The 11,928-nt window shown below is 55.0% G+C and carries 10 protein-coding genes; 5 read left to right on the top strand and 5 right to left on the bottom strand.

Annotated elements, in window-relative coordinates; all coding sequences use genetic code 11:
- Positions 1-242: 242 nt before the first annotated feature.
- Positions 243-1,067 (top strand): protein bax, encoded by an 825-nt coding sequence (locus LDK53_RS11745; protein ID WP_032672543.1) that lies wholly within the window; start codon positions 243-245, stop codon positions 1,065-1,067.
- Positions 1,068-1,106: 39 nt separating this feature from the next.
- On the opposite strand, the gene xylR is transcribed toward LDK53_RS11745, so the two are convergent.
- The 4 genes from xylR to xylF form a co-directional block, all read right to left on the bottom strand.
- Positions 1,107-2,285 (bottom strand): D-xylose utilization transcriptional activator XylR, encoded by a 1,179-nt coding sequence (gene xylR / locus LDK53_RS11740; RefSeq protein ID WP_021242460.1) that lies wholly within the window; start codon positions 2,283-2,285, stop codon positions 1,107-1,109.
- A 33-nt stretch (positions 2,286-2,318) separates the two neighbouring features.
- Positions 2,319-3,500 carry a xylose ABC transporter permease XylH gene (gene xylH / locus LDK53_RS11735; protein WP_225287266.1) on the bottom strand — a complete coding sequence of 394 codons (1,182 nt, stop codon included), beginning with the start codon at positions 3,498-3,500 and terminating at the stop codon, positions 2,319-2,321.
- On the bottom strand, positions 3,478-5,019 hold the full coding sequence (locus LDK53_RS11730) for a xylose ABC transporter ATP-binding protein (RefSeq protein ID WP_225287265.1): 1,542 nt from the start codon (positions 5,017-5,019) through the stop codon (positions 3,478-3,480). The genes xylH and LDK53_RS11730 overlap by 23 nt, the downstream gene beginning before the upstream one ends.
- A gap of 71 nt (positions 5,020-5,090) precedes the next feature.
- On the bottom strand, positions 5,091-6,083 hold the full coding sequence (gene xylF / locus LDK53_RS11725) for a D-xylose ABC transporter substrate-binding protein (RefSeq protein WP_025759158.1): 993 nt from the start codon (positions 6,081-6,083) through the stop codon (positions 5,091-5,093).
- A gap of 370 nt (positions 6,084-6,453) precedes the next feature.
- Between xylF and xylA the strand changes: the two genes are divergently transcribed.
- From xylA to LDK53_RS11705, 4 genes are all read left to right on the top strand, one after another.
- Complete coding sequence (gene xylA, locus LDK53_RS11720) at positions 6,454-7,776, top strand: xylose isomerase (protein ID WP_014830210.1); 1,323 nt, start codon at positions 6,454-6,456, stop codon at positions 7,774-7,776.
- Positions 7,777-7,838: 62 nt separating this feature from the next.
- Entirely contained in the window at positions 7,839-9,293 is a 1,455-nt protein-coding gene (gene xylB / locus LDK53_RS11715) for a xylulokinase (protein WP_225287264.1), read from the top strand.
- Between the two features lie 103 nt (positions 9,294-9,396).
- Entirely contained in the window at positions 9,397-9,936 is a 540-nt protein-coding gene (locus LDK53_RS11710) for an isochorismatase family protein (protein WP_225287263.1), read from the top strand.
- The gene (locus LDK53_RS11705) at positions 9,936-10,856 is read left to right on the top strand and encodes a GlxA family transcriptional regulator (protein WP_025759163.1); all 921 of its coding nucleotides are present in this window, start codon (positions 9,936-9,938) and stop codon (positions 10,854-10,856) included. The genes LDK53_RS11710 and LDK53_RS11705 overlap by 1 nt, the downstream gene beginning before the upstream one ends.
- Here the strand turns inward: LDK53_RS11705 and LDK53_RS11700 are convergent.
- Positions 10,849-11,844 (bottom strand): acyltransferase, encoded by a 996-nt coding sequence (locus LDK53_RS11700; RefSeq protein ID WP_225287262.1) that lies wholly within the window; start codon positions 11,842-11,844, stop codon positions 10,849-10,851. The two genes, LDK53_RS11705 and LDK53_RS11700, sit on opposite strands and share 8 nt — an antisense overlap.
- Positions 11,845-11,928 lie beyond the last annotated feature (84 nt).

The following is an 11,928-nucleotide window of genomic DNA, read 5'->3' as shown; positions in this document are numbered from 1 at the left end:
TTCTGCCCGGAGGATGCGTGAGGATGAGTGATCTCGCGCAAAATTAGGCAGTTATCTGCGAGATCGCACACATTTTTTCAGAATTGATGCTTAAATGAGCAAGTTTCAGATGACATAGTTTCAGAATTGGACTATTTCTATACGTGCTCTTGAAGTCTATTTTTGATATGATTTGAGATTCCGCTCTCAAATTTGTGAAAAAAATAAGGTGTTAGGATGATTACATCCGACCAGGAGACCTAATGATATCGACTCCCATTCGACGATATGGGGCTGCGATACTCATGTTACTTACCACGGCATTTTCGGGTGAGGTGCTTGCGAAGACGCACACGGATACAACGAGTAAGAAAGCCCACGTAATAAAGACGACAAGTAGTAAGGTTAGCAGTAAACAAGAGTATTCTCGCAATAGTGCAAAGAGTAGTTCACTTCCTGATTTGCGAAAATACCCTTCCGGAACACCAAGGAAAAAAGCGTTTCTCCGGACGGTAATGCCTTACATCACGAGTCAAAATGCCGCGATTACGGCGGATCGTAACTGGCTGATTTCGAAACAGTACGATAGCCGCTGGTCGCCGTCAGAGCGCGCGCGCCTGAAAGATATCACGAAGCGCTACAAGCTGAGCTGGAACGGTAACACCCGTCGTGTGCCGTGGAACGCTCTCCTTGAGCGTGTGGATATCATCCCGGGTAGCATGGTTGCGACCATGGCGGCGGCTGAAAGCGGCTGGGGGACCTCTAAGCTTGCGCGTAACAACAATAACCTTTTCGGTATGAAGTGTGTGAAAGGGCGTTGTAACAATGCGCCTGGCAAGGTGAAAGGTTATTCTCAGTTTGAATCAGTGAAAGATTCTGTGAATGCCTACGTGGTGAATCTGAACACGCACCCGGCCTACTCATCGTTCCGTAAATCACGTGCGCAGTTGCGTAAAGCGGACCAGGAAGTGACGGCCAGTACGATGATCCACAAGCTGAAAGGGTATTCGACGAAGGGACAGAGCTATAACAACTATCTGTTCGCGATGTATCAGGATAACCAGCGCTTAATTGCCGCCCATATGTAATCTTAAAAGAACGCCTTCCACTGGAAGGCGTTTTCTTTTCTATATCAGCACCTCGCTGTGGCGATCCCGGTACTCTTTGGGTGTGGTGTCATATTCTTTGCGAAACACCGAATAGAAATACTGCAGGGATGGGTAACCGCACATCTGCGAAATTTCGTTGATCGACAGCGACGTGGAGATGAGCAGGCTGCGGGCCTTCTCCAGCTTCTCTGCATGGATAACTGCATGAATGGTTTCGCCCACCTCTTCTTTGAAGCGCTTCTCCAGATTCGAACGCGAAATGCCCACTGAATCCAGAACCTGATCGACCTTAATCCCTTTGCACGCGTGGTTGCGAATGTAGTGCATGGCCTGAATAACGGCAGGATCGCTTAAGGAGCGATAGTCGGTTGAGCGCCGTTCAACGACGCGCACAGGGGGTACCAGCAAGCGCTGAAGCGGCAGAGACTCTTTATCCAGCAGACGATGCAGCAGCTTCGCCGCCTGATAGCCCATCTGACGTGTGCCCTGAGCAACGGAAGAGAGCGCCACGCGAGACAGATAGCGGGTAAGTTCTTCGTTATCAATGCCAATCACGCACAGTTTTTCAGGTACCGGGATGTGTAAATGTTCGCAGACCTGCAGCACGTGGCGCGCGCGGGCATCCGTAACGGCAATAATACCGGTTTGCGGCGGCAGCGTTTGCAGCCAGTCCGCCAGGCGGTTTTGCGCGTGCTGCCAGTTCTCCGGTGCGGTTTCCAGCCCCTGATAGACCACGCCGCGGTACTTCTCCTGCGCGACCAGCTGACAAAACGCGTGCTCACGCTCAACGGCCCAGCGCTTGCCGCTGGTGGCGGGCAAACCATAAAACGCGAAACGATGAACGCCTTTCTCTTTTAAATGGAGAAAGGCCGCTTCGACCAGGGCATGGTTATCGGTAGCAATATAATGGACTGGCGGATAGTGTTCCGGGGAATGGTAGGAGCCGCCGACGCCCACAATCGGGACGTCGACGTCGGTCAGCAGTTGCTCAATGACGGGGTCGTCATAGTCGGCGATGACACCATCGCCCAGCCAGTCTTTAATGTTCTCCAGACGGGTGCGGAAATCTTCTTCAATAAAGATATCCCACTCCGATTGCGACGCCTGCAAATATTCGCCAACCCCTTCAACCACCTGACGGTCGTAGGCTTTATTGGCATTGAATAACAACGTAATGCGGTGACGCTTTTCAAACATGGCTCACTTCCCAATTAAGTCACAATACCGTTATCAGGCCCGTCGCTTGGTTGCTGAGTCCATCCAGACTGCCAGCAAAAGAATTGCCCCCTTGACGATATACTGCCAAAACGTCGGGACGTCCATCATACTCATCCCGTTATCCAGCGAAGCCATAATAAATGCCCCCATCACCGCGCCCGCCACGCTACCGATACCGCCTGCGAGGCTGGTGCCGCCAATGACGCAGGCGGCAATAGCATCCAGCTCGGCGATGTTGCCGGCGGAGGGAGAACCGGCCCCCAGACGCGAGCTGAGGATCAGCCCGGCAATGGCGACCATCAGGCCATTAATGGCGAAGACGGCCAGTTTGGTACGCTCAACGTTAATCCCTGACAGACGGGCGGCTTCAAGGTTGCCGCCGATGGCGTAAATACGGCGACCGAACGCGGTACGGGTGGCCATAAACATACCGCCCAGCAGTAAGAGGGCCAGCAGCAATACCGGCGTAGGGACGCCGCGATAGTCGTTCAGGAGCCAGATTGCGCCGAGCACAATGACAGCGGTAAGCGCCTGACGCCCTACCACCGACGTTGACGCCGGCGACGCCAGCCCCAGCCCCTGACGGCGCATACGACCGCGCCACTGCCACGCGATAAACGCCAGCAGCCCAATCACCCCAATCGTAAAGCCTATGCTGTCTGAGAGGTAACTCTGGCCAATCTGCGACATGGCCGCGCTGGTGGGGGAGACGGTGGTGCCGTTGGTGATGCCGATTAAGATCCCGCGAAAGGCCAGCATTCCTGCCAGGGTAACAATGAACGATGGCACTTTACGGTAGGCAACCCACCAGCCGTTCCAGGCACCCAATACCAGGCCCAGTACCAGCGTGACCGCCACGGTCAGCGGCAGCGGCCAGCCAAGCCAGACGTCAAATATAGCCGCCACGCCGCCAAGCAGGCCCATCATCGACCCGACCGACAGGTCGATTTCCGCGGAGATAATCACAAACACCATTCCCACGGCCAGAATGCCGGTGATGGCGGTCTGGCGCAGCAGGTTTGAGACATTACGCGCGCTCAGGTACGAGCCATCGGTCATCCAGGTAAAAAACAGCATGATGACGATAATCGCCGCGATCATCACGAAAACCTGCAGGTTCAGCGCTTTTAGCCCCGCAAATGCGCCGGGCGTCGGAACAGCGACTTTGATATCAGACGGATTGCTTTTCGACATGACGTTCGCTCCTTAAAGCGGCTTCCATCACCTGCTCCTGCGTCAGGTTCTGGTTAATCAGGTTGGCTTTCAGTTTTCCCTCGTGCATGACCAGCACACGGTCGCTCAGGCCGAGCACTTCGGGTAACTCAGACGAGATGACAATGACGGCAATCCCTTGTTGTACAAGCTGATTAATCAGTTTGTAGATTTCATATTTGGCACCGATATCAATTCCGCGTGTGGGCTCATCGAGGATTAATATGCGAGGGTTGAGAAGCAGGCAGCGCGCCAGAATCGCTTTTTGCTGGTTGCCGCCGCTCAGACGACCAATGGCCAGTTCAGGAGAGGAAGTCTTCACCTTGAGGCGGGCGAGAGACTGCAGAATACATTGCTGCTCTGCGGCATCGTCCAGGCTGCTTAGCGCACCGGAGAACTGATCGAGTGCTGCCAGCGTGATATTTTTTCCGACCGCCATCACCGGCACGATGCCGTCTTTTTTACGGTCTTCCGGGACCATGGCAATGCCGCGGGCAATCGCCTGCTGGCAGTTGTCAATTTTCACCGGCTGGCCGTCGATATAAATTTTGCCCTCCCAGCGCCCCGGCCACACGCCAAACAGACACTGTACGGCTTCGGTTCGCCCGGCCCCGACGAGCCCCGCAATCCCAAGAATTTCACCGCTGTGAAGAGAAAATGAGACGTTATTGACGCGCTTAATGTGGCGGTTCACGGGATGCCACGCGGTCAGGTTTTCCACGCGTAACACTTCGTCACCGGTGGTGTGAGGTTCATTAGGGTAGAGCGCCGTCAGCTCGCGGCCCACCATCATGGTGATGATGTCATCTTCACTCATGCCCGCGGCTTCACGCGTGCCGATGTGTTGTCCGTCGCGGATCACGCAAATGGTGTCCGAAATGGCTTTGACCTCGTTGAGCTTGTGCGAAATGTAGATGCAGGCGATGCCGTGGTTTTGCAGGTCGCGGATGATATTGAGCAGAACCGCGGTTTCCTGTTCGGTGAGTGACGCCGTGGGCTCATCGAGTATGAGCAGCCTGACCTGTTTATTCAGCGCTTTCGCAATTTCGACCAGCTGCTGCTGCCCCAGGCCCAGATCCCCCACGCGGGTGTCCGGTGAAATGCTGAGGCTCACCTGCGCCAGCAGCTTTTCACAGCGCAGCGTCATGGTGTCGTAATCCAGCACGCCGTGGCGGGAAATTTCGGCCCCAAGGAAAATGTTCTCCAGCACGGTGAGATGCTTCACCAGCGCCAGCTCCTGGTGGATGATGGCAATGCCTTTACGTTCGGTATCGCGAATGTGTGTCGCCTGAATCACTTCACCGGCAAAGACGATTTCGCCTTCGTAACTGCCATGCGGATAGATCCCGCACAACACTTTCATCAGCGTTGACTTGCCCGAGCCGTTCTCGCCACACAGCGAAACGACCTCGCCGGGGTTCAGACGGGGACTGTCGTTGTCGACGGCTTTCACCGTGCCGAAGCGCTTTGTGATGCTTTTCATTTCAAGTAAATAAGGCATAACTGCTCCACGTAACCCGAGGGAAGAACAGTACAACGTGAAGCGCCCCCGCAGAGCAGGGGCGCGCCGGATTACAGTTCGCTCTTCTTGTGGAAACCGTCTTTAATCACGGTGGCGTCAATGTTCTCTTTATTGACTTCAATAGGGGTGAGCAGGCGAGCCGGAACGTCTTTCAGCCCGTTATTCAGCGTCGCGTCGGCTTTAGGTTGCTTACCATTACCCAGCTCCACGGCAATTTCCGCCGCCGTATTCGCAAGCTCGGTAATCGGTTTGTAGACCGTCATGGTTTGGGTGCCGGCGATAATGCGTTTTACCCCGGCCAGATCGGCATCTTGCCCTGAAATGGCCACTTTCCCGGCCAGGCCCTGGGCGCTCAGCGCCTGAATCGCGCCGCCTGCGGTGGCATCGTTGGAGGCGACGACCGCATCAATTTTGTTGTTGTTGGCCGTCAGCGCGTTCTCCATAATTTTCAGCGCGTTTTCTGGCAGCCAGCCGTCGGCCCATTGATCGCCAACCACTTTAATTTTCCCGCTGTCGATGTACGGCTTAAGGACTTTCATTTGCCCTTCGCGGAACAGTTTGGCGTTGTTATCCACCGGCGAACCGCCCATCAGGAAATAATTGCCCTGAGGCACTTTGTCGATCAGGCTTTGCGCCTGTAATTCGCCCACCTTTTCATTGTCGAAGGAAATATAATAATCAATATCCGCATTATTAATCATACGGTCATAGGCCAGAACTTTTATCCCTTCCTGTTTGGCTTCTTTCACCACGTTACTTAATACCTGGCCGTTATAGGGGATAATGACCAGGACATCGACACCACGGTTGATCATATTCTCAATTTGCGACATTTGCGTTTCTTCGTTGCCGTTAGCCGACTGAACAAACACGCTTGCGCCAAGTGATTCTGCTTTTTTAACAAAAATATCGCGATCTTTTTGCCAGCGCTCCAGACGCAGGTCATCAATCGCCATGCCGATTTTGACCTCCTTAGCATGGCCTGCAAAGCTTGCCAGCAGGAGTGTAGTGCAGAGCGTTAGGGTCAGGTTCTTTATCTTCATAATTATTAGGCCTTTTGTAGGGGTATGTGTTGCTGAGATAAAAGAAACATTCACTACTGAGACGCAGCAAATTTTTAACGCGGAAAGGCAGGCTGGCAATTACAGATTTTTATCTTCCTATTATGATATTTGGTTTATTTCTGAATTTATGACCGCGATCGGATTTTAAAATACGTAACGTCTTAATTACATTTGATTCTGGAATACACGCCGAAAAATAGTTTGCCTGCGCATTATTTTGCGAGCCAGCGCACAGTTGTGCATTCTCTCAATAGCAGTGTGAAATAACGTAATTGAGCAACCCCAAATGTCTATTCACTATTACTCCTGTATCAACGACTCGCCGCATACCCTGATTATGGAGCTCAATATGCAAGCTTATTTCGACCAACTCGATCGTGTTCGTTACGAAGGCCCAAAAACGACCAATCCTTTAGCATTTCGTCACTACAACCCGGATGAGCTGGTGCTGGGTAAGCGCATGGAAGATCATTTGCGCTTTGCCGCCTGTTACTGGCATACCTTCTGCTGGAATGGCGCCGACATGTTCGGCGTGGGCTCCTTTGACCGTCCTTGGCAACAGCCGGGTGAGGCCATCGAGCTGGCGAAACGGAAAGCCGATGTGGCGTTTGAGTTCTTCCACAAGCTGAACGTGCCCTACTACTGCTTCCACGATGTGGATGTGTCGCCGGAAGGTGCGTCGCTGAAAGAGTACCTGAACAACTTCGCGCAGATGGTGGATGTGCTGGCGGCGAAACAGCAGCAAAGTGGCGTGAAGCTGCTGTGGGGTACGGCGAACTGCTTCACGAATCCACGCTACGGCGCGGGGGCAGCAACTAACCCGGATCCGGAAGTGTTTAGCTGGGCGGCCACCCAGGTGGTGACAGCCATGAACGCCACGCATCAGCTGGGCGGTGAGAACTATGTTCTGTGGGGCGGCCGTGAAGGCTACGAAACCCTGCTTAACACGGACCTGCGTCAGGAGCGCGAGCAAATTGGCCGCTTTATGCAGATGGTTGTTGAGCATAAGCATAAAATCGGTTTCCGCGGCACGCTGCTGATTGAGCCGAAACCGCAGGAACCCACCAAGCACCAGTATGACTATGATGTGGCGACGGTGTACGGCTTCCTGAAGCAGTTCGGTCTGGAAAAAGAGATTAAAGTTAACATTGAAGCCAACCACGCCACCCTCGCGGGCCACTCATTCCATCACGAGATCGCGTCTGCGATTGCGCTGGGCATTTTCGGCTCTGTCGACGCTAACCGTGGCGATGCGCAGCTGGGCTGGGATACCGACCAGTTCCCGAACAGCGTGGAAGAGAATGCGCTGGTGATGTATGAAATTATCAAAGCGGGGGGGTTCACCACCGGTGGGTTGAACTTTGACGCCAAAGTGCGTCGCCAGAGCACCGATAAATACGATCTGTTCTACGGCCACATTGGCGCGATGGACACCATGGCGCTGGCGCTGAAAGTGGCCGCGCGCATGATCGAAGACGGCGAGCTGGATAAGCGCGTGGCGAAGCGTTATAGCGGCTGGAACAGTGAGCTGGGCCAGCAAATTCTGAAAGGTCAGTTATCGCTTGCGGAAATTGCGAAGTACGCTGAACAACACCAGTTGGCTCCGCAGCACCAGAGCGGACATCAGGAGCTGCTGGAAAATCTGGTCAATCACTACCTGTTCGATAAATAACAGCACGCAGGCCCGGTAAGCGGTTGCGCCACCGGGCATTTCTGTTAAAGGAGTCACCGTTAATGTACATCGGGATCGATCTTGGCACATCGGGTGTGAAAGCCATCCTGTTAAGCGAGCAGGGCGACGTGTTAGCAACGCAGACAGAAAAACTGCAGGTTTCACGTCCGCACCCGCTGTGGTCGGAGCAGGATCCGGAGCAGTGGTGGCAGGCGACGGATCGTGCCATTCAGGCCCTGGGTAAGCAGCACAATCTCCGTGGCGTCAACGCGCTGGGGATCGCCGGACAAATGCACGGCGCAACGCTGCTGGATAACCAATATCGTGTGCTTCGTCCCGCCATTCTCTGGAACGATGGCCGATGTGCAGAAGAGTGCGCACTTCTTGAGGCGCGTGTTCCTGCCTCTCGTGAGATTACCGGTAACCTGATGATGCCCGGCTTTACTGCGCCCAAATTGCTATGGGTGCAGCGCCACGAGCCGGATATTTTCCGTCAGGTGGCAAAAGTATTGCTGCCAAAAGATTATCTGCGTTTTCGCATGACGGGGGATTTTGCCAGCGACATGTCCGATGCCGCCGGCACGATGTGGCTCGACGTGGCGAAACGTGACTGGAGCGAGGCGATGCTGGATGCCTGCCATCTGACCCGTGAACAGATGCCCGCACTGTTCGAAGGCAGTGAAGTGACGGGCACATTGCTGCCAGCGGTTGCGGAACGCTGGAATATGCCTGCCGTACCGGTGGTGGCCGGAGGCGGGGACAACGCGGCGGGGGCTGTGGGTGTCGGGATGGTTGAGGCCGGGCAGGCTATGCTCTCGCTGGGAACCTCCGGCGTCTATTTTGCCGTCAGTGACGGGTATCGCAGTAACCCTGAAAGTGCAGTGCACAGCTTCTGCCATGCGCTGCCAGGAAAATGGCATTTGATGTCGGTGATGCTGAGTGCCGCGTCGTGCCTGGACTGGGCGGCGAAGCTGACCGGGATGGCCGATGTGCCTGCGTTGATTGCCGCAGCGCAACAGGCGGATGAAAAAGCTGGTACCGTCTGGTTTTTACCGTATCTGTCCGGTGAGCGTACGCCGCACAACAACCCGGAAGCAAAGGGCGTGTTCTTTGGCTTAACCCACCAACACGGCCCGGCAGAACTGGCGCGAGCGGTTCTCGAAGGCGTAGGTTATGCCCTGGCTGATGGAATGGACGTGGTGCATGACTGCGGCCTGAAACCGGCGAGCATTACCCTGATTGGCGGCGGGGCGCGAAGCCCGTACTGGCGACAAATGCTGGCGGATATTAGCGGACTGCAGCTGGATTTCCGCACCGGTGGTGACGTCGGGCCAGCGCTCGGTGCCGCGCGACTGGCGCAGATCGCCATGAACCCGGAAATACCGCTGTCGCAACTGCTGCCGCAGCTTACGCTGGAACAGGCGCATCTGCCTGATGCAGCACGCCATGCGCGTTACGCGGAAAGGCGCGATGTGTTCCGCAAAATTTATCAGCAGCTGCTGCCGCTGATGTCGTAAACGCGATTGTCTGCCAGCGGCACGAGGATGTCCTTTTTTGGTCTGTCCGCGTGCCTGTTTCCTCGTCAGTATGTATTCATACCCACTGGCGAGGAGCACCATCATGTCACGTATTGCACTACTCAACATCGATACCCAACAGTCTTTTCATCACCGTGATTACTGGCAGGAACAAGACATTCCGGCCTTTCAGCAGGCAATGCTGGGGCTGATTGAGGGTTGCCAGGCACGCAATATTCCCGTCGTTGATATATTTCATGTGGATGAAGATGGCCCTTTCTCACTGCAAAGCAACTATGTCAAACCGATGGCCTTTTTACGTCACCAGCCGGATGTGGTTTTCCAGAAACACGTCCATAATGCCTTCACGGATACCGGGCTTGACCGCTGGCTGCGCGCGCGTGATATCAACCAGCTGATCGTGTGTGGCATTCGTACTGAACAGTGCTGTGAGACCACCGCACGGGTGGCATCCGATCTGGGTTATGCTGTGACCTTTGTGAGCGAGGCAACGCTGACGTTTCCCATGACGTACAGAGGGATTACCCTTAGCGCAGCGGAAATTCGCCATCGTACCGAAACGGTACTGGCCGGGCGGTTTGCCGGAATTAAAACGGTAGCGGAGACGCTGGAGTCACTGTAATGCGCATCGACGTCTGGTTTGTTATGTTGCCCGGGGTGCTGTCTTTAGATATGACCGGCCCGGCGGAAACCTTTGTGCTGGCGGGCGATGCGTTTCGCCTGCATTACATTGGCCCGCAACCTGAGGTCCAAACGTCGATTGGTCTCGCAATGAGCGGCATTCAGCCCTTACCGGAAGGGCTCCCGGCGGGGAGCCTGCTGGTCCTGCCCGGCGTGAGCGACTCCCGCACTCAGTTTTCGACACCGCAGGCGTTGCAGATCCAGCACTGGCTGATGCGCCTGCAGCCCGCCATTCAGCGTCGGGATATCACGGTGATGTGCGTCTGTTCGGGGGCATTGCTGGCGGCGAAGTCCGGGTTGCTGAATCACCGGCAGTGCACCACACATCATGACGTGATTAGCCGTTTGCGTACCGCGGCCCCCTCGGCGGTGATTAAAGAAAACCGGATATTTGTGCAGGATGAGAATATCTGGACCAGCGCAGGCATCACTTCAGGTATCGATCTGGCGCTGCATATGATTAACCGCCTGTGTGGCCCCGAAAAGGCGCTGGCCGTGGCGCGTGAAATGGTGGTCTGGTTCCGCCGGTCGGGAGACGATCCGCAGCTTTCTCCGTGGCTACGCTACCGCAATCATCTTCACCCGGCCATCCACCGTGCCCAGGATGCGCTGACCGCCGAACCACAAAAAGCCTGGAGCGTCCCGGATATCGCCGCGCTGGCGCACGTCAGCCCGCGCCATTTAACCCGTCTGTTTCAGACGCATTTAGGCATTAGCGTTCGTGATTACCTGGAGCAGCTGCGTCTGGCAGTGGCCGAGCAGTGGTTATTGCAGGGGCGTGGCGTGGAGCAGGCTTCCCTGGCGGCAGGGTTTTCTTCCCCGCGCCAGTTTCATCGCGCCCGACAGCGCACCGTTAACTGACGAAGCGGCGCGTATCTACCTTCTGTAGCAGCATCGACAGCAGTAAGCTGACGACCAGTGTGGCGGAGAAAATCCAGACGATGTCCAGCACCGGCCAGCTTTTCAGTTCCACCCCCCTCGTTCGCAGGGCGTGGATCACCAGGGCATGAAAACCGTAAATCCCCAGCGAGTGGCGCGAGATATAGCCCAGCACGGGAAGCGGGCGCACGTTCAGCGTGTTTTTGACCAGCGTCAGCAGGGAAACGGCACAGATAAAGACCATCGGCCCGCAGTAGAGATACCAGGTATCCGCAAAATTACCGCGCCACTGCAGTTCATGCAGTGTCCCGCGCGCAATCACCGCCACGCCAGCGATAAACAGCGCCGCGCAGAGCCCGTTCATACCGCGTTTTTGCGTATTCATCATCCCGATGGCCCGCCCCAGCATGCCGTAAAGCACATAATAAAAGGTATCGCCGTTGATATAGAGGTTGACCGGTAGCCACTCAAAACCGTCGATTTTCTGCGAGACTGTATTCGGGTTGGCGACAATGCCAATCACCACCATCAGCGCCAGAAGCATTTTTCCGCTGACGTTTTTCACCTGTATGAGGGGGGAGACCAGATAGATAACGATAATGGCGAAGAAGAACCACAGATGGTAGAAAACCGGTTTTTGCAGTACGTATTTCAGCGCTAACCCGGCGTTAATTGAGGTGAATAGCGTGATATAGAGCAGGGCAATGGCGCTGTAAAACCCGAGGCAAGCCGCGATGCGAATGAAATGCCTCGGCTGCGCGCTACGCTCGCCAAAAAAGAGAAAGCCGGAAATCATAAAGAACAGCGGCACGCTGACGCGTGAAGCAGAATTGAGAATATTGGCGATATCCCAGTTAACGGGGCTGACGCTGTGGGCGTTCGTGATATACCAGGTCGTCGTGTGGATCATCACCACCATCAGACACGCTATTCCTCGCAGGTTATCAATCCAGTTAATTTTCGACTGCATCAGTTCCTCTTTTCCCTGTAAATAGAGTGTGACTGCCGTTGTGGAAATATCTTTCCCTGGAAAAATCTGAGATTTATTCAGCAG

Origin of the sequence: Enterobacter sp. K16B (assembly GCF_020216105.1) — a bacterium.
Taxonomy (GTDB): domain Bacteria; phylum Pseudomonadota; class Gammaproteobacteria; order Enterobacterales; family Enterobacteriaceae; genus Enterobacter; species Enterobacter sichuanensis.
Note: the sequence above shows the minus strand (reverse complement) of the source record. Positions and strands in the feature narration are given on the sequence as shown.

Coding starts and splice junctions, on each gene's coding strand:
- xylB (WP_225287264.1), top strand. CDS start 7,839: ATGTACATCGGGATCGATCTTGGCACATCGGGTGTGAAAGCCATCCTG.
- xylA (WP_014830210.1), top strand. CDS start 6,454: ATGCAAGCTTATTTCGACCAACTCGATCGTGTTCGTTACGAAGGCCCA.
- LDK53_RS11730 (WP_225287265.1), bottom strand. CDS start 5,019: ATGCCTTATTTACTTGAAATGAAAAGCATCACAAAGCGCTTCGGCACG.
- LDK53_RS11710 (WP_225287263.1), top strand. CDS start 9,397: ATGTCACGTATTGCACTACTCAACATCGATACCCAACAGTCTTTTCAT.
- LDK53_RS11705 (WP_025759163.1), top strand. CDS start 9,936: ATGCGCATCGACGTCTGGTTTGTTATGTTGCCCGGGGTGCTGTCTTTA.
- xylF (WP_025759158.1), bottom strand. CDS start 6,083: ATGAAGATAAAGAACCTGACCCTAACGCTCTGCACTACACTCCTGCTG.
- LDK53_RS11700 (WP_225287262.1), bottom strand. CDS start 11,844: ATGCAGTCGAAAATTAACTGGATTGATAACCTGCGAGGAATAGCGTGT.
- xylR (WP_021242460.1), bottom strand. CDS start 2,285: ATGTTTGAAAAGCGTCACCGCATTACGTTGTTATTCAATGCCAATAAA.
- LDK53_RS11745 (WP_032672543.1), top strand. CDS start 243: ATGATATCGACTCCCATTCGACGATATGGGGCTGCGATACTCATGTTA.
- xylH (WP_225287266.1), bottom strand. CDS start 3,500: ATGTCGAAAAGCAATCCGTCTGATATCAAAGTCGCTGTTCCGACGCCC.